General features: G+C 71.4%; 23 protein-coding genes and 1 tRNA gene. 9 read left to right on the top strand and 15 right to left on the bottom strand.

Annotation, left to right across the window (positions count from 1 at the left end):
• Positions 1 to 8: 8 nt before the first annotated feature.
• A complete protein-coding gene (locus ACQ0O7_RS19170; RefSeq protein WP_430783490.1) occupies positions 9 to 1,001 on the top strand; it encodes a S1 family peptidase in 993 nt (330 codons plus the stop codon).
• A 65-nt stretch (positions 1,002 to 1,066) separates the two neighbouring features.
• Here the strand turns inward: ACQ0O7_RS19170 and ACQ0O7_RS19165 are convergent, their stop codons facing one another.
• From ACQ0O7_RS19165 to ACQ0O7_RS19150, 4 genes are read right to left on the bottom strand one after another with little or no spacing between them, the layout of a single operon-like run.
• On the bottom strand, positions 1,067 to 1,780 hold the full coding sequence (locus tag ACQ0O7_RS19165; RefSeq protein ID WP_430783489.1) for a hypothetical protein: 714 nt from the start codon (positions 1,778 to 1,780) through the stop codon (positions 1,067 to 1,069).
• Positions 1,781 to 1,832: 52 nt separating this feature from the next.
• Entirely contained in the window at positions 1,833 to 2,411 is a 579-nt protein-coding gene (locus ACQ0O7_RS19160; RefSeq protein ID WP_430783488.1) for a DedA family protein, read from the bottom strand.
• Entirely contained in the window at positions 2,408 to 3,175 is a 768-nt protein-coding gene (locus ACQ0O7_RS19155) for an MBL fold metallo-hydrolase (RefSeq protein WP_430783487.1), read from the bottom strand. The genes ACQ0O7_RS19160 and ACQ0O7_RS19155 overlap by 4 nt, the downstream gene beginning before the upstream one ends.
• Complete coding sequence (locus tag ACQ0O7_RS19150) at positions 3,172 to 3,672, bottom strand: DUF1990 family protein (RefSeq protein WP_430783486.1); 501 nt, start codon at positions 3,670 to 3,672, stop codon at positions 3,172 to 3,174. The genes ACQ0O7_RS19155 and ACQ0O7_RS19150 overlap by 4 nt, the downstream gene beginning before the upstream one ends.
• Before the next feature lie 79 nt (positions 3,673 to 3,751).
• Here ACQ0O7_RS19150 and ACQ0O7_RS19145 point away from each other — a divergent pair, with 79 nt between their 5' ends.
• The 4 genes from ACQ0O7_RS19145 to ACQ0O7_RS19130 are packed head-to-tail and all read left to right on the top strand — an operon-like array spanning position 3,752 to position 8,012.
• Positions 3,752 to 4,723, top strand: a complete 972-nt coding sequence (locus ACQ0O7_RS19145; protein WP_430783485.1) for a diacylglycerol/lipid kinase family protein — start codon at positions 3,752 to 3,754, stop codon at positions 4,721 to 4,723.
• Complete coding sequence (locus ACQ0O7_RS19140; RefSeq protein WP_430783484.1) at positions 4,720 to 5,733, top strand: YihY/virulence factor BrkB family protein; 1,014 nt, start codon at positions 4,720 to 4,722, stop codon at positions 5,731 to 5,733. The genes ACQ0O7_RS19145 and ACQ0O7_RS19140 overlap by 4 nt, the downstream gene beginning before the upstream one ends.
• A gap of 33 nt (positions 5,734 to 5,766) precedes the next feature.
• Positions 5,767 to 7,242, top strand: a complete 1,476-nt coding sequence (locus ACQ0O7_RS19135; RefSeq protein WP_430783483.1) for a phosphatase PAP2 family protein — start codon at positions 5,767 to 5,769, stop codon at positions 7,240 to 7,242.
• Positions 7,239 to 8,012: an endonuclease/exonuclease/phosphatase family protein gene (locus ACQ0O7_RS19130; RefSeq protein WP_430783482.1), complete on the top strand. Its 774-nt coding sequence runs from the start codon at positions 7,239 to 7,241 to the stop codon at positions 8,010 to 8,012. The genes ACQ0O7_RS19135 and ACQ0O7_RS19130 overlap by 4 nt, the downstream gene beginning before the upstream one ends.
• Before the next feature lie 59 nt (positions 8,013 to 8,071).
• On the opposite strand, the gene ACQ0O7_RS19125 is transcribed toward ACQ0O7_RS19130, so the two are convergent.
• The 3 genes from ACQ0O7_RS19125 to ACQ0O7_RS19115 form a co-directional block, all read right to left on the bottom strand.
• Complete coding sequence (locus tag ACQ0O7_RS19125) at positions 8,072 to 8,584, bottom strand: DUF664 domain-containing protein (RefSeq protein ID WP_430783481.1); 513 nt, start codon at positions 8,582 to 8,584, stop codon at positions 8,072 to 8,074.
• Positions 8,585 to 8,598: 14 nt separating this feature from the next.
• Positions 8,599 to 10,170 (bottom strand): diguanylate cyclase, encoded by a 1,572-nt coding sequence (locus tag ACQ0O7_RS19120; protein ID WP_430783480.1) that lies wholly within the window; start codon positions 10,168 to 10,170, stop codon positions 8,599 to 8,601.
• Positions 10,171 to 10,287: 117 nt separating this feature from the next.
• Positions 10,288 to 11,856 carry a fibronectin type III domain-containing protein gene (locus ACQ0O7_RS19115; protein ID WP_430783479.1) on the bottom strand — a complete coding sequence of 523 codons (1,569 nt, stop codon included), beginning with the start codon at positions 11,854 to 11,856 and terminating at the stop codon, positions 10,288 to 10,290.
• Positions 11,857 to 11,930: 74 nt separating this feature from the next.
• Between ACQ0O7_RS19115 and ACQ0O7_RS19110 the strand changes: the two genes are divergently transcribed.
• Positions 11,931 to 12,734 (top strand): hypothetical protein, encoded by an 804-nt coding sequence (locus ACQ0O7_RS19110; protein ID WP_430783478.1) that lies wholly within the window; start codon positions 11,931 to 11,933, stop codon positions 12,732 to 12,734.
• Here ACQ0O7_RS19110 and ACQ0O7_RS19105 read toward each other — a convergent pair.
• The 4 genes from ACQ0O7_RS19105 to ACQ0O7_RS19090 form a co-directional block, all read right to left on the bottom strand.
• Complete coding sequence (locus tag ACQ0O7_RS19105; RefSeq protein ID WP_430783477.1) at positions 12,729 to 12,911, bottom strand: DUF4236 domain-containing protein; 183 nt, start codon at positions 12,909 to 12,911, stop codon at positions 12,729 to 12,731. The genes ACQ0O7_RS19110 and ACQ0O7_RS19105 overlap by 6 nt on opposite strands.
• Positions 12,912 to 12,996: 85 nt before the next feature.
• Positions 12,997 to 13,452, bottom strand: coding sequence for an RrF2 family transcriptional regulator (locus tag ACQ0O7_RS19100; protein ID WP_282762073.1), 456 nt, complete (start codon positions 13,450 to 13,452; stop codon positions 12,997 to 12,999).
• Positions 13,453 to 13,612: 160 nt separating this feature from the next.
• A complete protein-coding gene (locus ACQ0O7_RS19095; RefSeq protein ID WP_430783476.1) occupies positions 13,613 to 14,491 on the bottom strand; it encodes a helix-turn-helix domain-containing protein in 879 nt (292 codons plus the stop codon).
• A gap of 195 nt (positions 14,492 to 14,686) precedes the next feature.
• A complete protein-coding gene (locus ACQ0O7_RS19090; protein ID WP_014446635.1) occupies positions 14,687 to 15,118 on the bottom strand; it encodes an SsgA family sporulation/cell division regulator in 432 nt (143 codons plus the stop codon).
• 310 nt (positions 15,119 to 15,428) lie between these two features.
• On the opposite strand from ACQ0O7_RS19090, the gene ACQ0O7_RS19085 reads away from it, so the two are divergent.
• The 3 genes from ACQ0O7_RS19085 (at position 15,429) to ACQ0O7_RS19075 (ending at position 20,060) form a co-directional block, all read left to right on the top strand.
• A complete protein-coding gene (locus ACQ0O7_RS19085) occupies positions 15,429 to 15,803 on the top strand; it encodes a TIGR02611 family protein (protein ID WP_430783475.1) in 375 nt (124 codons plus the stop codon).
• A gap of 53 nt (positions 15,804 to 15,856) precedes the next feature.
• Positions 15,857 to 15,928: transfer RNA gene (locus tag ACQ0O7_RS19080), tRNA-Val, on the top strand.
• 859 nt (positions 15,929 to 16,787) lie between these two features.
• The gene (locus ACQ0O7_RS19075) at positions 16,788 to 20,060 is read left to right on the top strand and encodes a hypothetical protein (RefSeq protein WP_430783474.1); all 3,273 of its coding nucleotides are present in this window, start codon (positions 16,788 to 16,790) and stop codon (positions 20,058 to 20,060) included.
• A gap of 517 nt (positions 20,061 to 20,577) precedes the next feature.
• Here the strand turns inward: ACQ0O7_RS19075 and ACQ0O7_RS19070 are convergent.
• The 4 genes from ACQ0O7_RS19070 to ACQ0O7_RS19055 all read right to left on the bottom strand — a co-directional run bounded on the left by ACQ0O7_RS19070 (position 20,578) and on the right by ACQ0O7_RS19055 (position 24,788).
• Positions 20,578 to 21,111 (bottom strand): hypothetical protein, encoded by a 534-nt coding sequence (locus tag ACQ0O7_RS19070; RefSeq protein WP_430783473.1) that lies wholly within the window; start codon positions 21,109 to 21,111, stop codon positions 20,578 to 20,580.
• Between the two features lie 318 nt (positions 21,112 to 21,429).
• Positions 21,430 to 22,149, bottom strand: a complete 720-nt coding sequence (locus tag ACQ0O7_RS19065; protein ID WP_430783472.1) for a TetR/AcrR family transcriptional regulator C-terminal domain-containing protein — start codon at positions 22,147 to 22,149, stop codon at positions 21,430 to 21,432.
• The gene (locus ACQ0O7_RS19060; protein ID WP_430783471.1) at positions 22,146 to 23,666 is read right to left on the bottom strand and encodes an amidohydrolase family protein; all 1,521 of its coding nucleotides are present in this window, start codon (positions 23,664 to 23,666) and stop codon (positions 22,146 to 22,148) included. Before ACQ0O7_RS19060 ends, ACQ0O7_RS19065 begins: the two co-directional genes overlap by 4 nt.
• A gap of 99 nt (positions 23,667 to 23,765) precedes the next feature.
• On the bottom strand, positions 23,766 to 24,788 hold the full coding sequence (locus ACQ0O7_RS19055) for a LacI family DNA-binding transcriptional regulator (protein ID WP_430783470.1): 1,023 nt from the start codon (positions 24,786 to 24,788) through the stop codon (positions 23,766 to 23,768).
• Positions 24,789 to 24,988: the final 200 nt, after the last annotated feature.

Raw genomic sequence — 24,988 nt, 5'->3', positions numbered from 1 at the left:
TCAACCCGATGCTTCGCCGACCGATCGTCGGCCTCGCGGTGGGCGTTCTCGTCGCCAGCGGCCTGGCCTCGTCCCCCGCGTCGGCCGCCCCCATCGCCGCCGACCCGTCCCTCGCGATCAGCCTCGACAGCAAGCTCGGCAGCCGTGACGCCGGCTCGTATGTGGACGCCTCCGGCAAGGTGGTCGTGAACGTGACCGACGCGGCGACCGCCGCCGAGGTCAAGGCCGCCGGCGCCACCCCCCGGTACGTGACCCGCAGCGGCGCCACCCTGGCCGCCGCCGACAGCAGCCTCAAGACCAACCTGAAGACCCCCGGCACCGCGTTCGCCGTCGACCCGGTCACCAACCAGGTCGTGGTCAGCGTGGACGAGAGCGTCACCGGCGCCAAACTGGACGCCGTCAAGGCCACCGTCGCCAAGCTCGGCGACAACGCCCGCCTGGAGAGCATCCCCGGCAAACTGAGCACCACCATCGCCGCCGGTGCGGCGATCTACACCGGCGGCAGCCGCTGCTCGCTCGGCTTCAACGTGCGCAGCGGCAGCACGTACTACTTCCTGACCGCCGGGCACTGCACCAACGCCGGTTCCACCTGGACCAACGGTTCGGTGACCCTCGGCACCCGTTCGGGCACCAGCTTCCCGGGCAACGACTACGGCATCGTCCGTTACACCAACACCAGCATCGCCAAGACCGGTGGCTTCACCTCGGCCTCCACCCCGCCGGTCGGCACCGCCGTCACCCGGACCGGCTCGACCACCGGCACCCGGACCGGCACGGTCACCGCGCTGAACAGCACGGTGAACTACGCCCAGGGCTCGGTCTCCGGCCTGATCCGCACCACCGTCTGCGCCCAGCCGGGCGACAGCGGCGGCCCGCTCTACCGCGGCTCCGCCGCCTACGGCCTGACCTCGGGCGGTAGCGGCAACTGCTCCACCGGCGGCGTGACCTACTTCCAGCCGGTCACCGAGGCCCTGAACGCGTACGGCGTCTCGATCTACTGATCAACCTGAGGAACCGGAACCCCGAGCCTGGTGTGGTGGATCCCGCGGGATCCACCACACCGGGCTCAGTTCTCGTGCACCCGCTCCTCGCCCCGGCGGCGCAGCATCTTCAGACCGGGCAGGCCCGCGATGGCCAGGTGCAGGTCCTCGGTCACCTCGAGCAGCTTGTGCAGGTCGGGGCCGACCTGGTCGAGCTTGCCGAGCAGCGGCATCACATCCTGGACCAGGTGGTGCTGCAGGGCCGGCAGCTCGTCGATCATCCGGATCGCGGCGGTCACCTCGTCCGGGGTCAGCTCGGCGACGAACCGGGCGGCCAGCGGGGCGGCGTCCCGCAGCGTCGGCGCGTAGTCGCCGACCATGGTCTCGACCTGGGCGGCCACCGTGCCCGCCCGGGTCGCGATGGTGGTCACCTCACCGACCGCGGTGGCGGCGTCGCCGAGCACCACACCGGCCGCCTCGGCGGTGATCGACACCCGCCGGATCAGCTCCTCGGCGGTCGCCGCGGTGACCGCCGCCTCCCGCACGGTGAGGGCCGCGACGTCGGCCACCGCCCGGGTCTCGGCCACCGTCGCCTCGGCCGCGGTCACCACCGCGGACACCCTGTCGATCAGCTCCTCCACCCGCGAGACCGCCACGGTCGCCCGGCTGAGCAGCGTCTCGGTCTGCCCGATCAGACCCACCGCCCGCACCGGGATGGTCGCCGCGGTGGCGGCCGTCTCGATCACCCTGCCGACCGCGGTGGAGGTGAGCTGGACGGCGCCGGACAGAAGATTGAACATGCCCCCATTGTGCGCCGCACGCGCATCCCGCACCCGGTGACGCGGCGCCCGCTCACCCGGCCGCCCCCGGCATGCTGATCGCGCGCCGCCTGTTCCACCACGTCAGGGCCTGGTTGACGAGCACTATCACCACCACCGCGGCGATCACACCCTGCCACGGCTCCGGGAAGATCGAACCGCCGGCCAGGCCGATCGCCGCGTAGACCAGCGACCACAGCGCACAGGCCGGCAGGTTGGCCACCACGAACGTCCGCCACGGGATCCCCGCGAAAGCGGCCGCGAGCAGCACCGGAACCCGGCCGCCCGGAATCAGCCGGGACACCAGCAGCACCGGCACCTGCCGCTCCCGGAGCCGCTCCTTCACCCCGGCCAGGTGCTCCTCGTCGCGCAGCCAGCGCAACCGGCGGGCCAGCTGCTCCCCGCCGAGACGGCACATCGCGTACATCACCAGATCGCCGGCGTACGCCCCGGCCGCACCCGCCGCCACCACGAACCCGATCGAGAACGGATGCTCGTGGAACATCAGCGCCGCCGAGCCGCTGACCGCCGCGCCGGTCGGCACGATCGGCACCACCGCACCGAACGACACCACCAGGAACAACCAGCCGAGAGCACTCAGCGTGTCGATCACGCGGCCGGCTCCAGGTCCAGGGTCTCGCCGTGCGCCAGCACCCGCACCCGGCTGTCCGGCGCCGTCTCGGCCGCGAACTCGGCGAACCGTTCACCCGGCAGATCGAACATGTGCCGCCGCACCCGGCCCATCCCCACCGGCCAGAACGTGCCGTAGTGCACCGGCACCGCCCACGACGCCCGCACCCGGCGCAGCGCCTCGGCGCCGTCCCGGGCGTCCAGGTGGCCGTGCGCTCCGAGGGTCGGTCCCCAGCCGCCCACCGGGATCAGCGCCAGATCCAGCGGGCCCAGATCGTGCATCTCGTCGAACAGGCCGGTGTCACCCGCGTACCACACCCGCGACGACCCCTCCACGACGAATCCGACGGCCATCGCCCGGTCCCGCGACCAGGGCCCCCGGTTGCCGTCGTGCCGGGCCGGCACCGCCCGCACCCGGACCGTGCCCACCTTCGTCTCCTCACCGGGCGCCAGCTCCACACAACGGTCGGCCGCCGCCCGGCCGAGAGCGCGGGCGGTGAAGTCCCGGGCACCCCGGGGCACGATCAAGAGCGGATTGCCCGGTACGGCACGCAGTGACGCGCAGTGGAAGTGATCGGCGTGCAGGTGCGACAGCAGGATCGCGTCCGGGGGACCTGGCAGACGGGGCGCCGGGCCGGCCATCCGCCGCAGGTGCGCCAGCCGGCCGGTGAGCACCGGATCGGTCAGCAGGTTCGCGCCGGAGTCGGCGAGCCACACCGTGCTGTGTCCCCACCAGGTCGCTCTCACCGTCTCACGGTACCCAGGCGGCGCAGGGCCAACCCGCACAGCCGCGCGAACGAGTGCTGGAACCCGACCGCGAACGGGCCGGCCGCGCGCATCAGCCGGCCGGCCGGGCGGCTGAACGCGGTCACCACCAGCCACACCCGGTCGTGCTCGTCCCGTTCCACCACGAACGCCTCCTCGCCGGCAGCCGGATGACCGGGCCGGGTGCCGTACGCGAACCCGATCCGATCGCCGTCCTCCAGCGTCCACACCACCTCGCACGGCGCGCGCAGCGGCCCGAGCCCGACGGTCAGCAGCACTCCGGGCGCGGCCCGGCCGGCGTCCGCGGTGATCCGGGCACCGATCGCCCGGTGCATGCGGAAGCTGAGGACCGCCTCCCCGGCGCGGTGCAGCACCTCCTCCCCGTCGCCGATCCGGGTGCGGTAGCGCAGGTGCCGGAATCCGGCGGGCAGCCGCCCGGTCCGGGTCGCCCCCACGTGGCGGTACGTCAGTTCGGTCACCCGCTCAGTGTGCCCCTCCCGTGTCGGGGACCCGCCGGTCGAGTCGCCGCCGTGACATGTCTCCGGCACACTGAGCCACGTGACTGGACCTCGCACAGCCGTCGTGTTCAACCCCAGTAAAGTGGCCGATCCCGATCACCTGCGGCGTACCGTCCACGAGGCCCTGGACCGGGCCGGCTGGCCGGAGCCCACCTGGTACGAGACGACACCCGACGACCCCGGCCGCGGTCAGGCGAAGAAGGCGATGGCCGAGGGCGCCGAGCTGGTCTTCGCGTGTGGCGGTGACGGCACCGTCACCGCCGTGGTCACCGCGCTGGCCGGCAGCGACGTGGCGCTCGCCGTCCTCCCGGCCGGCACCGGCAACCTCCTCGCCGCCAACCTGGGCCTGGGCACCGACCCGGCCACCGGGCTGGAGGTGGCCCTGGAGGGCGGCCGCCGCCGGATCGACGTGGGAGCGCTCGGCGACCGCTGCTTCGTGGTGATGGCCGGGATGGGCTTCGACGCCCAGATGCTGGAGGACACCTCGGAGCGGGCCAAGAAACACATCGGCTGGCCGGCCTACCTCGGCGGGGCGGTGAAACACCTGCTGGACCGGCCGATGCGGGTCCGGATCCGGCTGGACGGCGGCCCGCCCATGCCCCGCCGCCCGGCCGCCGTGATCGTCGGCAACGTGGGCCGGCTCCAGGGCGGGGTGCGGCTGCTCAGCAAGGCCGAACCGGACGACGGCCGGCTCAACGTGGCCATCCTCAGCCCCACCAACCTGGCCCACTGGGCGGCCCTGGTGACGGCGGTGATCAGCCGGCGGGAGCGGGTGCCGCTGATGGAGACGTACACCGCATCCAGGGTTGAGATCTACAGCAACCGGGCACAGGCGCGCCAGCTCGACGGTGACACCATCGATCCGGGCAAGGTCATGAAGATCCAGGTCCGGCCCAAGGCGCTGCTGCTCTGCGTGCCCCAGCCGGACGCCGACCCGGATCTCGCGAATGACGCCTCCGCCGTCGCGAAACGTGCCGGGCGGATCAGGGAAGCGGCCGAGGAGAAGGCTTGAGCAGCACCGAACCGGTTCCGGAGACCCGGATGATGCCGGGGGACAAACTCTCGGCCGACGACGCGTTCCTCGCCCTGCTGCACTACGGCCGCTGGCCGCTGCTGCACGACGCGTTCATCCGGTTCCGGTACGGCGACGGCTTCAGCCACGCGCGGGCCTTCGCCCTGCAGCTCTGCCTGGCCATCGTGCCGTTCCTGATCGCGCTGTCCGGGCTGGCCACCGACCTCGGTGTCGAGGACGGCGGCCAGGTGGTCGCGGACACCGTCATCGCGCTCACCCCGGGCGCCAGCGAACCGCTGGTCACCGAACTGCTGGTGGAGGACGACCCGACCGAGGAGGCCGGTGAGCTGGCCCTCGCCCTCGGCATGATCACCGGCCTGTTCGCGCTGACCAGCGCGATGGCCCAGATCGAGCGCGGCGCCAACCGGATCTACGGCGTGGAGCGGGACCGCCCGGCACTGCCGAAATACCTGCGGGCCGCGATCCTGGCCCTGGTCGCCGGGCTGCCCGCGCTCTTCGGCTTCCTGATCCTGGTGGCCGGGCGGGCGGCCGGCGACTCGGCGGTGAAGCATTTCGGCATCTCCGACGGCCTGCGGGTGGCCTGGGACGTGGTCCGCTGGCCGCTGAGCCTGGTCCTGATCGTGTTCGCGGTGGCCCTGCTCTTCCGCCATTCGGTACGCCGCAACCAGCCGGCCCTGTCCTGGCTGCTGTTCGGCGCCGTGGTGGCGACGGTGCTGTGGTGGCTGGCCAGCCTGCTGCTCGCCGGGTACATCAGGTTCAGCGGCGGCTTCGGCGCCACCTACGGCCCGCTCACCGCGATCATGGCGCTGCTGCTCTGGGCCAACCTGACCGGGATCGCCCTCTTCCTCGGGCTCGCCTTCGCCGCCCAGCTGGAGGCCCGCCGGGTCGGGGTGCCCCGTCCGGCGCTGGAGGACCGCTGGGAGCCCGAGGAGGAACCGGACGTTCCCACGCAGCGGGGCCCCGGTGTGACAGCCGACCCGACCGGGTAAGAAACCGCGCACCCCCGACCGTTGGAGTGCGCAGTGACCGATGACAACCGAGTGGTGGAACGCACCGGCTGGGCGCCGGTGCGTCACTTCGCCGAGCGCAGTGTGCTCGGCCTGCTGGTGGTGGCCGCCGTCGGCCTCACCTTCGGCGTGCTGCTGTTGCTGGTCCGGTTCCACTGGCAGCCGCTGCTCGACCTCGACGAGTCGATCGCGCACAGCCTGAATCGCTGGGCCGCCGGGTCCGAGACCACCGTGGCGGTGCTCCAGCAGATCTCCTCGTTCGGTGGGCGGGGCGTGCTGATCCCGCTGGTGGCGCTGGCCGCCGCGCTGCTGTTCATCCGGCGGCGCCCCCGCCCCGGCATCTACCTGCTGCTCACCGGGGCCGGGGCGCTGATCCTCGACCCGTCGCTGAAGGCGGTGATCGGGCGGCTGCGGCCGGTCGTCGAGGTGCCTGTCGCGTCGGCGCCGGGCAACAGCTTCCCCAGCGGTCACGCACTCGGCTCGATGGTCGTCTACGGCATGCTGGTGCTGGTCTTCCTGCCCGCGCTGCGGCGCCGGTGGCGGCCCTGGTTCATCGGGCTGGCCGCGCTGATCGTCGCCGCCGTCGGGTTCACCCGGCTGGCCCTCGGCGTGCACTACCTGTCCGACGTGCTCGGCGGCTGGCTGCTCGGGGTGGCCTGGATCAGTGTCACCGCGTACGCCTTCCGGATCTGGCGCCGCGAGGCCGGTCACGAGACCCCGCCGATCACCGACGGCCTGGAGCCGGAGGCCGGCCCGGACCTGCGCCTGGCCCCGGCCGAGAAGGCGGTGCTGCCGCACCCGTGGGCCAAGGGCGCCGAGATCCTGGTCGGCTGGGTCTTCGTGTTCGGGATGCTCTACCTGGTGGGTTACTCGGTGAACCGGTGGGAGCCGTCCTTCGACGACGCCGTGCCGCGCTGGCTGCAGACCTTCCGCACCCCCGACCTGGACCACCTCAGCTGGCTGGCCAGCAAGGCCGGTGACACGCACGCCATCCTGATCATCTCGCTGGTGTTCTGCCCGCTGGCCCTGGCCCTGTGGCGGCAGTGGCGGCCGATCGTCTTCCTGGCCCTGACCATGGTCGGCGAGCTGACCCTCTTCCTCTGCACCGCCGCCGCGATCGGCCGGGAACGCCCGTCCGTCGAACAGCTCGACGGCCAGATGCCGACGTCGTCGTTCCCGTCCGGGCACATCGCGGCCACCATGTGCCTCTGGGTGGCCATCGCGATCATCGTGATGGCCCGGGTCCGGCAGCCGTGGCGCTGGATCTTCCCGGCCCTCGCCGTGCTGATGCCGGCCATGGTGGCGCTCTCCCGGATGTACCGCGGCATGCACCACCCCACCGACCTGCTCGGCGCCACCCTGCTCACCGCCGGGTGGATCGGCGTGCTCTGGTGGGTGATCCGCCCCAACGCGCACGCCGAGACGGTCTCCGAGGCCGCCGGCGAGGCCGAGCGGGCCACCCGGGACCAGCGCCTGGAGCCGGTCGGATGACCCTGCGCCTGATGACCTGGAACATCAAGAACGGCGGCGGCTCCCGGCTGCCCGCGATCATCGAGGTGATCCGGGCCGAGAACCCCGACGTCCTCTGCCTCCAGGAGCTACAGCACTTCCGGCGGGACGGGCACCGCCGGCTCCGGGAGCTGACCGCCGCGACCGGCATGACCGCGCACCTGGCGCCGTCCGGTTTCGCCCAGCCGGTGGCGGTCCTGATCCGTCCACCGCTGCGCTTCACCCGCCGGGCCTCGGTGACCTGGCGCCTGCACCACGCCGCCGCGGTGGCGACGGTGCCGACCGGGTCCGGCCCGCTGCGGGTGATCAGCACCCACCTGAACCCGTTCTCGCCCTACCGCCGCTACCGGGAGGTCCGCTGGCTGACCGCCCGGTACGCCCCGGACGGCCTGGCCCTGATCGCCGGGGACATGAACGGGCTCGACCCGCGCGGCGACCACGAGGGCGAACTCGCCGCACTGCCCTCGCTCTACCGGCAGCGGCACCTGGCCCCGGACGGCACCGCCGACACTCGGGCGATCGACGCCTTCCACCAGGCCGGATACGTGGACCTGTGGCACACCGCGGGTGAGGGCGACGGCCGGACCGTCCCCACCGACTTCGCCGGGCGCGAGTTCGGGGCGGTCCGCCTGGACTACCTGATGGCGAGCCCGGCACTGGCCGCCCGGGTCAAGACCCTGCGGTCACTGCGGGACGACCGGACCGCCACCGCCTCCGACCACTACCCGGTGCTCGCCGAGGCCGACCTCTAGGTTCGTGTGCCGATCTACGGCTCGAATCGAGCCGTAGATCGGCACACGAACCAACCGGTTCACTCCCCGACCGGGCCGCCGGCCAGCTCGGTGACGATGTCCAGGTGACCGGCGTGCCGGGCGTACTCCTGCAGCAGGTGGAAGCAGATCCGCTCCAGATCGGCCGGGTCGGCGCCGTCCCAGCGCGGCCCCGGCCGCCCGGCCGCGCCCAGGTCGTTGCCGGTGATCACGGCGGTGGTGTGGGCGCCCTGCGCACGCAGCGCGGCGGCGAGATCGGCGGCCTGCTCGGACGGGTCGACGAACCAGCGGTCATCCCGGCGATCACCCCACGGATCGTCCACGGGACGCCCCTGGAAACCCCACTCCAGCCAGCGCAACTCCACAAAGCGCAGATGTTTGAGCAGCTCCAGTGGCGTCCACCCGGACGGCAGGCGACTGGACCGCAGCTCGGCCTCGGGCAGCCCGGCGGTCTTGGCGATCACCGTCTCCCGGTAGTAGTCCAGATAGCGCACGAAGACCTCGGCCCGGCCGGACGCCGGGACCATCGGTGAGGGGAACGGGATCTCTGCCATCCCCCGATGATTCCCTAACCGGCGACCACCCGGTCCCGGCCGGAGCGCTTGGCGGCGTACAGATTGCGGTCGGCGACGGACAGCAGGGCGGAGAAGTTGGTCATGCCGTCCGGGGCGGTGGTCACGCCGATGCTGGTGGTGACCTGGAGCGTCCCGGTGACCGGCTCCCAGCCGTGCGCCCGGATCCGCAGGCGCAACCGCTCACAGCGCATCGCCGCCTCCGTCCCGTCGACGCCGGGGAAGACCAGCAGGAACTCCTCGCCGCCCATCCGGGCCGCGATCGCCGAGCCGGGCGCCGCCTCCTCGAGGAGTTCGGCGACCCGCTGCAGGACGGTGTCGCCGGTGGCGTGCGACAGGGTGTCGTTGATCCGTTTGAAGTGGTCCAGGTCGACGATGGCCAGCGAGAGCGGGCGCCCCTTGGCCGCGTGTTCGAGCAGCAGGGCGGGGACGCGCTCGTTGACGTACCGCCGGTTGTGCAGTCCGGTGAGCGCGTCCCGGTGGGCCATCTCCCGGAAGTGCTCGCTGGCCCGCCGGGCCTCGTTGGCGTCGAAGACGGCCTGCAGCGCGCGGGCCCGGGCGTCCCGCTGCACCGACTGGAGCGCGGTGGTGTCGGCGTGGAAGGCCCGGTGCTCCTCGTACGCCTCGGCGAAGCGCCCGGTAGCCGCGAAAAGGGCGGCCTGCTCCTGCCGGACCCGGGCTCCGATCGCCCCGAGCTGCCGTTCCGCGCAGGTGTCCCGGGCCGCGTCCAGGGCCTGCTGCGCGTCGGCGTACCGCCCGTCGAGCCGGCGGGCCAGGGCCAGGGTGAGCCGGCACTCGGCGAAGGCGTCGCCCTCGGTGGCCAGGACCCCACCGGCGAGCGCCGGGGCGAGCAGATCCTCGACCGCCTGATAGCGGCCGCTCATCAGCTCGACGCGGGCCATCGTGTCGAGTTCGTTGGCGGTGAACCGGTATCCGTCGCGGGCCTGCACCTCGCGCATCTGGGCGACCAGGGCTCGCGCCTCGGTCTCGTCACCGGCCTCGGCCGCGGCGTACGCCATGTTGTTCAGCAGCGACAGCACCATCTCGTGGTCGCCGGCCTGGGCGGACAGGGCGAGCGCCTCCCGGCCGCGGCGTTTGGCGTCGGCGTGCGAGCCGTTGTCGTCGAGGGAGGCGGCAAGGGTCATCAGGTGCCGGGCCCGCATGTGGGCGGGCACCTCGTCGGTCAGGAAGGCGACGCTCTGCACCGCGTGGGTGAGCGCGTCGGAGTAGTCGCCGACCTGCCGGTAGAAGATGGACAGCTCGCGATGCGCGCGGGCCAGCAGATAGCGGGCGTCGTTCGCCTCGGCCCAGGCCCGGACCTGCTGGGCGAGCTGGCCGCCCTCGCCGGTCTGCCCCTCCCGGAGCAGGACCCCGGCCTGGAGCAGGACGGCCCGCTGCGCGATCTCGGCGGCGCCGACCTCCTCGGCCCGCTGGCGCAGCGCGGCGGCCGGCGCCCACACCGTGCGGAACTGGCTCGGCGGCCGGCCCTCCAGCTCCACCACGGCGCTCTCCAGCTCGGTGCCGGGCGACGGCTCGACGGGAAGGAGGCTCGCGGCTTCGGTGGTCACTGGACCTGGCCGGATGGAGAACGGTTCACGGTGCCTCTTCCTGTCGTAGCCGTGACGACAAACGGTCCGGGGCCGGGGGAGCGGTGCCGGGTCAGGCCCGGTTGCCAGACGGTTGCATCACCGCCGGGTACAGACCGGGGCGGCGGCCGCCGTGGTACGCCCCTCGACCGCGACCGTGAAGCAGTAGTTCCAGTCCGGGTTGAGGCTGTAGACCACGTAGTCGGCGGCGCCGCCGGGCAGGTCGGCGATCTCCACCGGCTCCCGGCCGGTCCGTCCGCCGGTGACCAGCACCGACCCGGTCGCACCCGGGGGATAGGCCCACTGCAGGGTCACGCTGTCACCGCTGTCCCGCAGCCGGACGTTCTGCGGCGCGCCCGGAACCGTGGACGGGGCGGTGAGCGGATCGGCGGCGGGGAGGGACGGCCCGGTGGCCGGCACGGTGGCCCCGTCGGCGCCGGGCAGGGTGCGGATGACCAGGGCGGCGACCACCGCCACCCCACCGGCCAGCACCGCGGCGAGCAGCAGCGGGCGGGTGCCCCGGGCGCTGGCCGGCCGGTCGGTGCGGACCGGCAGGCGCCGCGAGTTCGGCGGATCGGTCCGGGTGCCGGTCCGGGCGGTGCCGACCGGTAGCGGCCGGCCGTCCTCGCCGTAGTCGGGGGCGCGGTCGCCAGGCAGCGGGGGAGGGGTGTCGGCCCGCGCGTGCCGGCCGGCCGGATCGCCCGGCAGCGCCAGGTCGGCCAGGTAGAGCGGCTGCTGGTAGACGGTGCCGTTGGGGTCGGTGGACCGGTTGTCGGCCGGCGGCAGATCGTCGTAGAAGTCGTCCGGCGGCACCGGGTAGACCGTGCCGGCCGGATCGGTGGGCCGGTCGTCGGGCGGCGGCTGGCCGGGCGCGTCCGCCGGGAACGGGGCCGGGCGGGCGCCGGCCGGGTCGGGCACCGTCGGGCGGCGCGGGAACGGCCGGACCTGCTTGCCGCCGGAGGTGTCGCGGCTGCCGCAGGTGTGCCGCCCGGACGCGGCGCCGGCGACCAGGGCGGCGGTCTGCCGGGCCAGCGGGTGGTCGGTGGGCAGATAGCGGGCGCTCAGCTCCTGGGCCAGCGCCAGATGCTCGTGGGACTCGGTGTCGTGGCCGCACTCGCGCTCCATCGCGCCGAGCCGGGCCAGCATCTTGATGCCGGCCGGGGCGGCGTCGCCGTGCACCCGGCGGTGCCGGCGCCAGGCTCGGGCCAGCCGGGCGCGGGCGGTCGCGCAGTGCCCGGCGGCGTGCTCGGCGGTGGCCAGGTCGGCCTCGGCGGCCAGGACCCGCGGTGAGTCCGGGCCGTCGACCAGGGCCAGCTCGCTGATCAGATCGTGGTAGACCGAGGCGGCCCGGCCGTGCTGGCCGATCCGCTGCAGCACCGCCGCGTGCATCGCGGCGGCGGCGATGGTGCGCTCGTCCCGCCGGCCGTGCAGACGCTCCTCGGCGGAGTGCGCGAAGGCGGCCCAGAGCCGGGCCGACTCCGGGTCGCGCAGGGCGATCAGGACCCGGGCGTGCAGGGCGGCGGCGACCGCGAGATCGGCGGTGGCCCGGCGTGGATCGGCGTCCGCGGTCCGGAGCAGATCGTCCAGAACCGCCCGGGCGCCCGCGAGATCGCCCGCCGACGACAGGCTCCGCGCCTGGGCGGTCACTTCGGCGAGCGGAGGGGCCATGTTTCCCATAGTGCTCAACTGAACACCCTCGGTACAAGTTTCCGGTAGCGAAGTGGACACGGTAGAACTGCGGTATGTCCGTGATCTCGACCGTCAAACGTGAACTGCTCACCCGCCACCTGCGCACCTGGGCCGAGGGCGCCCTGCGGCGGGCGCGGCGGGTGACCTATGTGCACGGATACGCCGACGACGACGGCGGCGCGGCGGCCGAGGCGGCGGTGCGGGTGCTGGCCGAGCTGCCCGACCTGGCCCGCGGACGAGAACTGTCCATGGTGGCGGTCGGCCGGGACATGGCCGAGGCGGGAAAGAGACTGGCCGCGGTACGGGCCGGGTTCCCGGTGCTACCGATCGGTGGGGGAACCGGCGAGCGGCTGGCGGTGGCGCTGACGGCCGCGGGGGCCTCACGCGTACCGCTGCTGGGTTATCTGGACGCCTCCGCCGCGAGTGAACCGCCCACCCCGGCCACCGCCGGTGCTCTCACCATCGGGAGACCGGCCGAGGCGCTGCTGGTGCTGCCGCCCGGAACCACGTTCCTGCCGCCGGGATTCCCGCTGGTCACGTCGGCCGAGCTGGCGAACGGCGAGGTGGTGGTCTTCGCCACGTCCTCGGGGAAGAGCCTGGAGGCGTTCAAGGAGACACTGTGGGCCGCCGACCCGGATCGCCGGGTGGACGACGAGGCGCTGCGGCGGGACTTGCTGGCCCGTCTGGAGGAGGAGGGCGCGGCGACGGTGACCGCGCTGCGCACCTTCGTCCTGACCGAGACCGTCTACCGGGCCGCCGACGCCACCCGGGTGCTGTACGCGCTCATCGATGAGGGCACGGTCACCCGGGCGCCGGCACACGGCCGGCTCGGCGGCGACGTCACGATCGGACTATGACGACCGGCTCTTGTCCTGCTTCCAGGAGATCGGGCCGGGCAGGTCGTAACGGTGCGCGCGGGTCCTGGAGTTCCACGACCACTTGCCGATCTTGAGGCTCCACGAGGAGTAGCCGTTCTCGGTGAAGTTCAGGACCAGCGGGCCGATCTTCTTGCGCTTGCGGAACACGATGCCCATCGGAGCCTCTCCCATCTGCGTTGCGGTCACGACTCTGTGTTGCGGTGACGACCGAACGATTCCCGATGGGAGCGATTCACAAACGTCAGCGTGGCTGCCAGGCGTCCGGGCGGGTGGTCAGCTTGCGCACGTGCGCCGGCATCCGCCCGCTGATCAGCTCGGCGAGGCTCACCTCGTCGACGACCTCACGCACCGCCGCCCGGACCGCGACCCAGAGGTTCGGCAGGTTCTCGGCCGCGCCGGTGTACTGCGTCTCCTCCGGACGGAGGCCGCGCACACCGGCGAGCGGACCGTCGACCGCCCGCAGGATCTGGCCGATCGTCACATCCCGTGGTGGGTGGGACAGCGTGTAGCCGCCCTCGGCGCCACGCTGGGCCCGCACCACCCCGGCCCGGCGCAGGTCGGCGAGCACTGCCTCGAGGAATTTCCGGGGCATCTCTTGGTCTTGGGCGATGGCCTGGGCGGACATCAGCGCCGGGTAAGCCTGCGCCAAACTGAGGCTGGCCCGGACCGCGTAGTCGCCGCGCGCGGAGATCTGCACCCGACTATTCTGCCCCGGCCACGCAATCCGGATGCACATACCCCAGGGTTTTATGGGAATTCACGGTCGGTGAACCTTCTTCAACCTGGCATCGAGCCCTTCGATCCGAGGTCAACGGCCTGCCGCCAGGCGGGTCCGGCCTCGCCACGTCGAAGAAGGTTCAGTCAGTAGGTCGTCGCGGTTCCGGTATCCCGCCCGGATGGTCGTCCGGGAAGCGCCCGCGGAACTGCCCGGGACTCAGGCCGGTCTCCCGGTGGAAGAAGCGCCCGAAGTTCGTCGGTTCACCGAATCCGAGGATCCGGCCCACCTCCGCGACCGACAACGAGGTCGCCGCGAGCAGCCGCCGCGCCTGCAGCGCGACCCGGTCGTCGACGACCTGCTTGGCGGTACGCCCGGTCAGAGCCAGACTGGCCCGGGTCAGGGTACGCACCGAGCAGCCCAGTTCGGCGGCGTAGTCCTCGACCCGCCGGGTGTTCGGGTAACCCGACTCCAGCCGGACCCGGAACCGCTCGAACGTCCGGCCCTCGACATGCGTCCTGGCCTCGTCGACCGGATCGAGCACCCGGACCCGCAGCAGCAGCGCGGCCAGCTGGTGCCGCAACAGTGCCGCGGTGACCGGCCCCGGTGGTCCACCGGCGTCCGCGAGGAGATGGGCGAAGGCGGCCCGGAACACCTCCGGATCGGGTGGGACCAGTGGCGCGCGGGCCGGCCCGGCCGGAGCGTCGGGACTCACCCCCGGCAGCTCGTCCGGGCCGAACAACCCTGGTCGGAAGACGATCGTCACCGGATCACCCGATGACTCGGCGAACCGTACCGCCTGCCCAGGCCGGACCCAGAGCAGTGTGCCCGCGGCGCACGGGTGCTCGTCGAAGTCGATCTCGGCGAGCAGTGGACCGTGTGCGGTGAACACGAGCGCGTGACAGTTCAATAGGTCGGTGGTGGCGCCGGCGGCCACCGGTAGCACGCATCCCCCGATGCCCGACCAGTCCGGTGGAAGGCAGGCGGGTGCCGGCTCGGTGTGTTGTATGAGTGTCGACATCGCGCCTGACGGTAGTCGTCGATGCGTTCCTTCGCATCCACTAGCGCACCGACTGGGGCCTATGTCCGTTTTCCGGCTCGGTATTCGCTATACGTCCGATTCCGATTTCTTTTCGGAGATCGATTGCTTTTCCGGATAAAGGGCGACCCGCGCGGACCGGCAGTGTCCGCGCGGGTCTTTGGTTGCTGGCGTTCCTTATCGCCCGGCCAGTAGCCGGTTGACCGCCGCGTCGACGTCCAGATGGTCGGACTCGCGCCCGCGAGGCACCACCACGTAGGTGCGCCGCAGGAAGCGGACCAGGACACTGCGCGGAACCTCGAACAGCGCGTTCCCGTCCGGAGACGAGAGCGCCAGGGCGACGAAATCGCCCCGCGGGGTGGCCCACGGCCACACCCGGACGTCGCCGATCCCCGCCGGCTCGTCGAGCCCGGTCACGAGCAGTTCCCTTGCGAAAGACCAGCTCACGGCTTCCCCACCGGCTGATTCCGCATGGAACAACACATGGACCGCATAGGGGTCGGCTGGGTCGTACCGCAGACTGGCGCGCACGGGCAGTGCCGTCGCGTCAGGCGCTACGAGCCGCAGCGAGGTTTCGACCTCGACGGTCGTTGGACGAATGGTACTCATGGACGAACTCCCCCCGGCACCGCTGCGAGGCTGGTGAACCCCGCGTTTCCCATACTCAGGCGATCCTTGTAGTTACGCTCCGCCATACGCTGATCTCACCCAGTAGTGGGAAGACGGTTCCGAAAACCGTTCTAAGCGAGACGTAATGAGATATCTTGTCCCGTTCTGCCCAAGTACTCGGTTCCGCCCGGCGTCGGGTGGTCCAGCAGTTGACTTACTCCGGTAACGTCCATTCCTCCCGGGTAGTGACGGGGCCCAGGGACACTGGGGGATGAAATGGGCGCAAAACCGGACGACGGGGTTCTGAGACGTGCGTGTGCTTGACCGTATCCGCTCCAACTCCACCGGCCGGCTCGCTCTGAAGATCGGCGTCGGCATCCTCGGCACGCTGGTCACGGCGGTAGGCATCGTCCTCATCCCACTCCCCGGACCCGGCTGGGCCATCGTGATCCTCGGGCTGGCCATCCTCGCCATCGAGTTCCACTGGGCCCGAGGCCTGCTCGCCTTCACCAAACGCCACGTCCAGAGCTGGACGCACTGGATCGCCCGCCAGTCTCTCCCGCTCCGCGCCCTGATCGGGCTGCTCGGCATGATCTTCATCAGCTCGGTGGTCTGGTTGAGCGTCCTGCTCAGCTTCGACCTCAACCTCTACACCTGGACCCTGGACTTCCTGGGGTGGCGCTGACCCCCCTGGTTCGCGCGGCCCCGGAACCATCTAGTAGAGTTCCATCTCGTTGAGGGCGATTAGCTCAGCGGGAGAGCGCTCCGTTCACACCGGAGAGGTCACTGGTTCGATCCCAGTATCGCCCACTTTTCCTCACCCCCGTCACGGGGTCGAGGCTCGGCATGTTGCCGAGCGTTTGCCGGTTTTGCTGAACTGCACGGGTTTCGAGCTCTACTGCTCGGAGCCCGTTTTTGTTCTGCTTCGCGGCTGGCGCCGATGGATTCGGCTGCCTCCGGGCACGGGAGCCATCGTCGGCAGATCCAGCGCGCCCGAGCGCTAGGGAGATCGACCTGGGCTCGGGCGTCCACGGCTGCCAGGCAGACGCTCTGCTCGGCTGTCGCCTTGTTCTCCCGGCTGGTGGGGGTCTTCGCTCTCGGTCCAGCGGTGCTGATGGCGCTTGCGGTGATCACCACTCCGGTCAGGAGCATGCATCCGGCGGCGGCGAACGCCATGGTGTAGCCGTAAGCGCTCGGGCCGATCTCGATTCCACCGAGCCGGCACTCTCGAAGGGTGGCCCGGAGCCGAGGGATGACGTGACAACACATCGCCTTCGGCTAAGGACTCGATACGCCGCAGGCGGCGAAGCCGAGGTACGGACACCTGGAGACACGTTCCGAAGACGCCGGGCGTACTGACGGCGGCTGCCGGGCGCTGGAGGTGGGGGCAGGCATAGGCCGGGCCACCGAGGTGCCGGCCCGAGAGGGTCCGCCCGTCGTCCGGACGTGCGGGTGGTACGCAGGCTTCGAGGAGTTCATCCCACGCAGCGGTTCGGACTGCTGTTCAGCGTGAAGGCATGACACTGGACTGCGCCCCGGACGCGATGGGCACCGGCCGCGGACGCGCTGGCCGGCAGCGCGACGCTGGCCCTGTGCTGGAACACCGCGTCGTTCGTGAGCTGCCGAGTGAGGCGATATTCGATCTCGTTCCGGTGCGTTCGTAGGCACAATGTACGCCGTGCTTACCGCCACTCGTACTCTGCTGACGTCGCTGGATCCGCTGTCGTACCGCGAGCGGATGAACCGGCTCACCGAGTGGGCGCGTACCGCGCCGGACCGTGACCAGGTCTGCGGTGAGCTGCGCGAACGGGGCCCCTATGAGCGGCATCTCGCTCTGGTCGCCGCGATGGTGGCCCAGGACGCTGACGGCATCGCCGGTGCGGCGCGTGATCCACAGCCGTCGATCAGGATTGCCGCGCTCACTGCGGCGGTGTCCGCCGGCGCCCTGCCCGGCGATCATGTCGATCGGCCGGCGGTGGAGCGGCGACGTGTCTATCGGGCCTTGCGCCGCCGACATGTGCCGGGCGTCGCTGATGCGCTGATCACCGTCGTCCGGGCCGAATTCGGTGATGAGGAGGCCGCCGCTCTGCTGCCCGGCTGCGGCGCTGACACGGTACGAGCACTACTGCCCGACCTGGAACATGCGCTCCACCTAGAACGACTCGTCCGCTGGCACCCCGGTCCGCTCCTGAACCGGGTGCGTGAGCGGCTGGCCGAGGCTCCGGCCGAGCTGCGTGGCCGGATCTGGGGCGACGCCGCCGGTGCGGTGCTGCGATGTGACCCGGCGCAGGCTCTCGACCTGATCGAACGGTACGCGCCACGGGAGTCGCTGCCCGGCCCGCTCGTCGCGTACGGCGTCCTCGCTGCGCACGATGCGAGCCGGGTGGTGCGTCTGCTGACCGCGCGTGACCGTACGGCCTGGCTGCAACGGATCGTGTTGCCTCCGGCCCTGCTGCGCCGCCTCGCGGTGCTGCCCACCGGCGACCTGGCGGAGCTTGCCAGCCGGTTCCGCGAGCACAGCCGGGCACTGGCGGGGTTGCTCGCCGCGGTCGCGCCGGCCCGGCGCGGGGAACTGTATGACCGGGCCTTGGCCGAGGTCGACACGGCGTCGCTGATTCCGGCGGCCGAGATCATGGAGGTGCTGCCCGCCGCGGTCCGGATCCGCGAGGCGGCCAGGGTGCTGGGCCTGTCGAGAATCCAGGAACGCGAAGCCCAGGTGCTTGCCTGGAGCGCCTACCTGGCATGGCCGGACGCGTCCGCGGCGTTGGAGGTCGCGCTGCGTTCGGGCGACGCCGACGAACGAGCCTCCGGCTATGCGCTGCTGGTGGAGGCCGCTCGCCGGTCCCGCGACCGGGAGGCGGTCGCGGAGGTGATCGTCCGGCTGGGTCGGCTACGCAACGAGCAGGATCCGGTACGCGCGTCCGCGCTCACCGCACTGGCAAGGGTCGCGCCGCTGCTGACCGCGGGCACGGCGGCCGGGCTCACGCAGCTCACCACCGACGCGGTTGACGCCCGTGACGCGTCTGCCGCCACCACCACCGCGTTGAGCACGCTTGCCGCCGACGTCCTGCAGCACCATGTCGCCGTACCGCAGTTGCGCGAATGGGCACTGTCGACCATCGACCTGGTGAGCACCGGCGCGCAGGTTCCGGTGCTGCGCCGTTTCGACACGGTCCTACGTCGTGGACAGGAGGCGATGGTCTTCGAACGGTTACGGGGCTGGGTCGAGGCGGGCATCGCCCGCGGCCGGTACGGTCCGCTGTTCGCGCTCACCCACGCGCTGGGTAAAAGGGCCCGGCAGCTGCCGCACCTGCAGGATCTGCTGCGGCGGGCGATCGGCCCGCGCACGCTGGCTTCGGTGGCCCGCCCGGCCATCGGGCTGTGGCTCGACGACCCGCGGACCCGTTCGGAGCGAGTCGCCGAGGTACTGGCGATCGATCCGACGGCGGTGACGATCCACGGCGTGTGGGCGACCATCTGCGCCTCTCGGACCGATCTGCTGGACCTGGTGCTGAGCCGCCGCCCGCGCGGACGGTTCGTGGAACCCGGGACACGCTGGGTGCCTGCCTGGGCATTGCACACCGAGCGGTGGCTGCCCCGCCAGCAGGCCCGTTTCGTGGAGCTGCAGGAGCTGATCATCGCGGACACCGAGCAGCCGGTATGGCAGCGGGCGGCGGCGATCCGGGCCGCTGCCCGTGTGCCCGGCGCGGGTCGTGAACTGGTGCTGCGCCACATCGACGCCCCCGAGGTGCCGATCGCGGAGGCGGCGCTGGGGGCACTGGTCTGGACCGATCGGCCGGACGAGGCACTGCCGGTGCTGCTGTCGTACGCCGATGGCGACCGGGCGCGCGTCGCACTGTACGCAGCCGGCCGCGCTGTCCGGCACACGCGGCCATCCCTGCTGCCGGATGCGCTCGGCTCGGTGCTGACCCGCCCCGCGAAGATCACCAGTCGCAAGGAGGCTGCCCGGCTGCTGGCCCGCTACGGGCCATCACAGGTGATGGCGTCGCTGCTCGAGGCGTACACGAATCCGGACGCGCACCGCGACCTGCGCGCGGCGATCGTCTCCGCCGCCCGACAACGTCTGCGGGCCGAAACGAGCTGGACCATCCTGCGGACCGCCGTCGGTGGGAGCCGTGAAGAACGCCGCGCTGTCCTGAGCGCCTACCCGTACACGATCCCGGAAAGACACCGCCGACGTTACGGCGAGCTCATCGTCGAGGCGTGCCAATCCACCGATCGGGAGGTCCGGCGGGCAGCGTTCGGCCAGCTCGGGGAATGGTCACCGTGGCTTGCCGGGGTCACCGCGATGGTCGTGGACCGTCTCACCGATCTCGGCGAGACGATGGCGCACATCGAGGTCGCCAATCTCCTCAAGGCCGGCGGCGACCCGACACTGCGTACCGCGTTGGCTCGGCTCGTGGACCGCGACGCTGCCGACGATCATCCCGGCGACCCGGTCTCGGACCGACCGGCTCGACGACGCATCAAGCTGCTGGCGCGAGGTGCGGTCAACCGGTCAGGGAGCCGGCCGGTCGATGCCGACCGAACGGCGCTGGTCGACGCGGCGCGATGGCTCGCTCGCCATCCCGCATTCACCGGTACGGCTGCTGAGCTCCTGGTCGATCTGGGCCGGCTGGACAATCTGGACGAGATCGCCGGACTCTGTGCGGCCCGCCCCGTTCTCGCCGTACGCACCGCCGAACACGTCGGAGCCCGCCTGCGGGGCCTGCGCCACTGGCCCGACCCGATGCTCCTCGCCGATACCGTCACGGCGCTGGCAGGGCGCGGCGACCTCGCCGGAGGACTGTTCGCGGTGGCGGTGGTCCGGCACGGGGCCGGGTTCGGATGGAAGCAGCCATGGCGGGACCTGCTGACCGGGCTGCGGCGGCATCCGGACATAGACGTGCGCGAGGAGGCGTACGCCATCGACATGAGCTGAGCGCCGCCCGGTCGGAGCGACCCACCGGGCAGAACCGGCCACTCCACCGAACGCAACGCGTCGGAGCCTTCGCTCGGCGATGGGCGTGTACCGACCGACGACCGGCGGGCGGCCCAGGTAGAACCACGACAAAGTCATGACTCTCCGGGTCCTGGCCCACACTGGGCGCCTCGCCGACGTCCCGAAAGTCAGAATCAGGCGTCGGCAACGTTGGCAGGGGTCCTAGCCCATTCCTCCGGGCTTGCATCCACATATCAGGATCCATGAGGATCCGCTCAGCGTGAGCAGCACGTTGTCATCATCGAGTTGCGCGTCCACCCTCACCTCGAACCGCTCCATGTGCGAGAGCATCGCAGCAAGATCGACGCAGGACCGCCCTTCGGGAGCGAGGAGACGCCGTTCCGGCATCGCCGACAACCGCTCGCGACCGCCGAGGCCACCCTCCGCACGGACACGCGGCAGAAGAGGACGGCCGCCGAGCGGGAGGCACCGAAGATCTCACAAAGGGAGGCCGGCCTCAACGATGGGCGACAAGCCGTCGATTCAGCTCGGCGAGCAGCGCCGACGGTCTGGGCGCCATCAGGCCGACGTCGACGATGAACGCGGGGGCGCCCGAGCGTCGACGTATCCGTGGTGCCTCCGCCGACACGGCGGCGACGGTAACGGCGTTCAGGCTCGTGGGAATTATGAGCAGCTCGGTCAACGGGCCGGTGAAGCGCAGCCCGACCGACTGAACCGCCGACCACGGCAGGAACACCGGTTGGCGGCGGGTGGCCGCGAACTCCAAGCCGGCGGCCGAGGTTCGAATCCAGCCGAGATTGCGGCCGGCAGTGAGGACGGCCCCGGTTGCTCCGGCGATCGCCGTCAGCAGCACCCAGGTCACCGTTTCAGTGAAGTCCCACTCCTCTAGCGAGAGGCCGATCGCGATCCCGCGCATCAGCAAAAACGCGGGAATGAGGATCAGTGTCATCCGCAGCCATAGCCGCGACCGGCGCAGACGGAATGTCACCGCGTCGTCGGCTGGGGCGGGGATGGGGTCAACGCTGGCCATCAGGGAAGTATCCGCAACCCGGCTCGTTCTCGGATCAGCCGAAAGATCACAGCCCGAGCCGTGGTCGCAGCCAATGCCGGTTGCCGGCGCATCTGGGTCGGCACCCAGTCGAGCCTCATCGGCAAGACACGACGTCAAGCCGTCACAGCGCACCAACCGGCCGCCCCCGCAGCGGCCGGTCCGAGTGGTTGGCGGCTGTGGCGGGATTGGCGGCCTACACGTCGCAACATCGTCATCCAGGTCGGCGCGAACGGTTCGGTCGACTGCGAGACAGCGCCAGACTTGGCGTATCGCCGCGACGGAACGGCGATTTGAGCACTACGAAACTACCTCGCTGCGACCGAGAAGCGCGTCGATCCCGTCGAGGATCACGGTGAGACCGAGTTGGAACGCGTCGTCCTGGGGCCCGTCGGCCAGCGCGGCCCCGACCGCCGCGGCGATCGACGGGTAGCGGCCGGGGTGCCGGCGTAGCACCTCGCCGATCACCGTGGTGAGCTGGGCCTCGGGGTCGCTCTGTGCGATGCCCTGCTGCGCGATGGCGCGCACGTGCCCGGCGAGCACTGCGATGACGTCCAGCCGCTGGGCGCCGGGAATGTCTGTTCCGTCGAGCGCGGACAGCGCCTGTTCCATCCAGGCGAGCTCGTTGGGGCCGGTCACCCGTGGGCCGGCGGTGGCTTCGAGGATCCACGGGTGACGCCGGAAGGCGGGCAGCAGCAGGCGGGCCCAGGCCGCGAGACGGGCTCGCCAGCCGACCGCATCGCTGCCGGGGTCCGGCGGTGGGCCCAGCGCGGTGTCGGCCATGAGCGCGATGAGTTCGGCTTTGCCGGGCACGTACGTGTAGAGGGCCATCTTCGAGAAGCCGAGGGCTGCGGCGACGCGCTGCATGGAGATGGCGGTCAGATTCTCCGTGTCGGCGATGGTGATTCCGGCCTCGGCGATCACCTTGAGGCTGAGTGCTCCTTTCGGGCCTCGGCGGGGTTGCGCACGCTCGCCCCACAACACCTCGAATTGTCCGGTGCGGCCGGCGGGTGCGTTCACCCGCAACAGCTTACGGTCGCCGGCGACGTCCGGGTGGCCTGGGCGGTGGCCGCGATGCTCGCCAGCAGGCGCTCGCGCTCGGTGGGGGAGATGTAGCGGCCACGGACCAGCACCGCGTGGATCCTCAAGGTGTTGCGGATGTCGTCGAGGGGATTCGCGTCCAGTACGACGAGATCGGCGACGTGGCCACGCCGGACGGTTCCCGACGCGTCGTGCCGGCCGAGGAAACGGGCCGGCTCGCGGGTGGCTGCCTGGAGGGCCTGCATGGGAGTGAAGCCCGCTTGGACGAGCAGCGCCAGTTCGTCATGCACGGAGAATCCTGGATAGCCGAACGCGATCCCGCCGGCGTCGGTGCCGGCGAGGACCGGTACGCCGGCCCGGCGCATCTCGCCGATGACGCGAAGCCGATGCGCGAAGAGCATCCGATGACGCCGTGCCTGCTCGGCGGTACGCCCGTCGACGAAGGTCTCCGCCAGTTGTGCTGCCCAGTTCTGTGCCGTTCCCGGTGGCAGATACCGCAGCCGTTCTGGATCGGCGTCGACCTCCGCCGGCAGGTCTGTGATTCTGTGCATGACCAACGTCGGTGTGATCGCGGTTCCTCGCGCGGCTAGCCGGGCATAGATCCCGGCCGCCCGGTGGGGGTCGTACGTCGTCGCGGCCAGCCACTCGGCGGCCTGGATGCCATGGAACCATTCACGGTGCCCGGTACCGTTGCCGCTGAGCCGGATGGCGCCAAGGAGCCGCCGCACCGCCGCTTGATTGCCCGAGGCCCCGATATGCGCCGGGAACAGGTGCTCGAAGCTGCGTTGCCCGGCTGCGGACGCCTCGGTCATCGGTACGGCGTCGGCGGCGTGACCAGCGAACGGAAGTCCTTGGCGTCGAGCCTCGGCAGCGACGGCGTGCAGGATCCGACGGTCGATCCGGCTGTACAGCTTGACGAAGTCGGCACCGTCGCGTCTGGCCCGGCGCACTGCTTCCCGCGCTTCACGCGGCGTGCCGATCTCGTCGAACACGCCCGCGGTGTTGCCCGACCAGATGGAGGGACGCCCGTCGAGGATGGCGCTGCCGACGATCCAGCGCGGCCCGAGGAGCTCGCCCGCCTCCACCCGCTCGCGCCACTGGTGAACCCAGGGCAACCCCATCATCTCGCGAACGGTTGTGACGCCGGCAGCGACGTACAGCGCGGGAAGAATTCCTTCCGGGAAGAGCGAGTGGACGTGCATGTCGCACAGCCCGGGGATGAGGAACCTCCCCCGAAGGTCCACTTCGAGCGCATGGGGAGGCACCCGCACCTCCGCGCTGCGACCGATGGCCGAGATCGTCTGGCCCGTGACGATCACCGTCGTGTCGGGTTGCGCCGGCGCGCCCGTGGCATCGATGAGAGTGACGTGTGTCAGGGCCACCACCGGGCCGGCCGCCGCCGCCGGTTGCCGGGGCAGTCCGGCGGCACCGATGGCGGCGCCGAGACCAGCCGCGAGTACGCCCCGTCGGGACAGACGATCCGAACTCAGTCTCATGGCGTCACCCTCGGTCAGTTAACTCCGTCCGGTGGATTCAGTATATGGCGGACGGAGTTAATGTCCATGCCGCAGATCGACGTCTTCCGGTCAGCCGGTCTAGGTGGAGCCGCGGAGGATCAGCCTGGTGGGCAGCGTCGTCGGTTCCGGTGGGGTCGGCGTACCGGCCAGCATCGCCATGAGAGACTCCGCGGCCGCTGTGCCGAAACCGGTCTTGTCCTGCGTGACGGTGGTCAGGCCGGGCGGGATCAGCGCCGCCACCTCGATGTCGTCGAAGCCGATGACGGCGACGTCGTCGGGGACGCGCAGACCGGCCTCGCGGATCGCCTTGATCGCGCCGACCGCCATCTCGTCGCCGGCGGCGAACACGGCGGTCGGGCGGGGGTCGCGGGCGAGCAGCCGCGTCATGGCGGCGTGCCCGCTGTCCAGATAGAAGTCGCCGGACACCACATCGTCATCGGCCAGGGTGATCCCCGCCTCGGTGAGCCCCTCCCGGAAGCCGGCCAGGCGTTGCGTGGCCGGCCAGTTGCCGGCCGGCCCGGTGATGGTGGCGATGTGCCGGTGTCCGCGTTCGATCAGATGCGCCGCGGCCAGCCGGCCGCCCCCGGCGTTGTCGGAGGCGATGTAGGTGCAGGTCGGTCCGGTGAACTGCAGGTCCAGGGCGACGCAGGGCACCGCGGCGTCGACCAGGGCCAGCACCGCGGGATCCCGGCTGCCGTTGTCGATGATGACCACGCCGTCGACGTCGTGGCGCTGGACGGTGCGCAGGAAACGCTGCGGGTCGGCCGGGCCGGCGGCCGGGTCGGGCGCCAGCATGAGCAGGTGCAGGCCGTGTGCGCTGAGCGCGCTCTTCAGTGCCACCAGGATGTCCTGCAGGAACGGATGCCGCCAGCCGGGACGGCGGTGGTCGGTGTCCCACACCAGGCCGACCATGTTGGACTTCTTGGTCGCGAGGGTGCGGGCCGACTCGTTCGGCAGGTAACCGATCTCGGCCGCCACGCCGAGAACGAGCTGGCGCGTCTGCCGGCTGACCACCTCCGGATTGTTGAAGACGCGGGACACGGTGGCGACGGAGACGCCGCAACGCCGTGCCACTTCTCTGATGCTGGACACGGGGAACATCCTTATGTAACCGGTTTCAGGACCGTAACAGCCCCGTGTCTCCCGGGTCAACACAGTGGATCTCGTTACCCTTTCGTGACTTGACGGGAGTGGCACCGATCGATGCAAACTCTTGGCTCGAGGGGCTACACCCACCCCGCCGCAACGCTTCTCCGGCCGCATCCATGCCGCCTCTCTATCGACTCAAGTCATTCGAAACT

This window comes from Actinoplanes sp. G11-F43 (assembly GCF_050589265.1).
GTDB lineage: Bacteria > Actinomycetota > Actinomycetes > Mycobacteriales > Micromonosporaceae > Actinoplanes.
Note: the sequence above shows the minus strand (reverse complement) of the source record. Positions and strands in the feature narration are given on the sequence as shown.

Bases quoted from the DNA above. Each gene is read 5' to 3' on its own strand.
- ACQ0O7_RS19170 (WP_430783490.1), top strand. From the start codon at position 9: ATGCTTCGCCGACCGATCGTCGGCCTCGCGGTGGGCGTTCTCGTCGCC.
- ACQ0O7_RS19165 (WP_430783489.1), bottom strand. From the start codon at position 1,780: ATGTTCAATCTTCTGTCCGGCGCCGTCCAGCTCACCTCCACCGCGGTC.
- ACQ0O7_RS19130 (WP_430783482.1), top strand. From the start codon at position 7,239: ATGACCCTGCGCCTGATGACCTGGAACATCAAGAACGGCGGCGGCTCC.
- ACQ0O7_RS19125 (WP_430783481.1), bottom strand. From the start codon at position 8,584: ATGGCAGAGATCCCGTTCCCCTCACCGATGGTCCCGGCGTCCGGCCGG.
- ACQ0O7_RS19115 (WP_430783479.1), bottom strand. From the start codon at position 11,856: ATGGCCCCTCCGCTCGCCGAAGTGACCGCCCAGGCGCGGAGCCTGTCG.
- ACQ0O7_RS19110 (WP_430783478.1), top strand. From the start codon at position 11,931: ATGTCCGTGATCTCGACCGTCAAACGTGAACTGCTCACCCGCCACCTG.
- ACQ0O7_RS19105 (WP_430783477.1), bottom strand. From the start codon at position 12,911: ATGGGCATCGTGTTCCGCAAGCGCAAGAAGATCGGCCCGCTGGTCCTG.
- ACQ0O7_RS19095 (WP_430783476.1), bottom strand. From the start codon at position 14,491: ATGTCGACACTCATACAACACACCGAGCCGGCACCCGCCTGCCTTCCA.
- ACQ0O7_RS19090 (WP_014446635.1), bottom strand. From the start codon at position 15,118: ATGAGTACCATTCGTCCAACGACCGTCGAGGTCGAAACCTCGCTGCGG.
- ACQ0O7_RS19075 (WP_430783474.1), top strand. From the start codon at position 16,788: ATGTACGCCGTGCTTACCGCCACTCGTACTCTGCTGACGTCGCTGGAT.
- ACQ0O7_RS19070 (WP_430783473.1), bottom strand. From the start codon at position 21,111: ATGGCCAGCGTTGACCCCATCCCCGCCCCAGCCGACGACGCGGTGACA.
- ACQ0O7_RS19060 (WP_430783471.1), bottom strand. From the start codon at position 23,666: ATGAGACTGAGTTCGGATCGTCTGTCCCGACGGGGCGTACTCGCGGCT.
- ACQ0O7_RS19055 (WP_430783470.1), bottom strand. From the start codon at position 24,788: ATGTTCCCCGTGTCCAGCATCAGAGAAGTGGCACGGCGTTGCGGCGTC.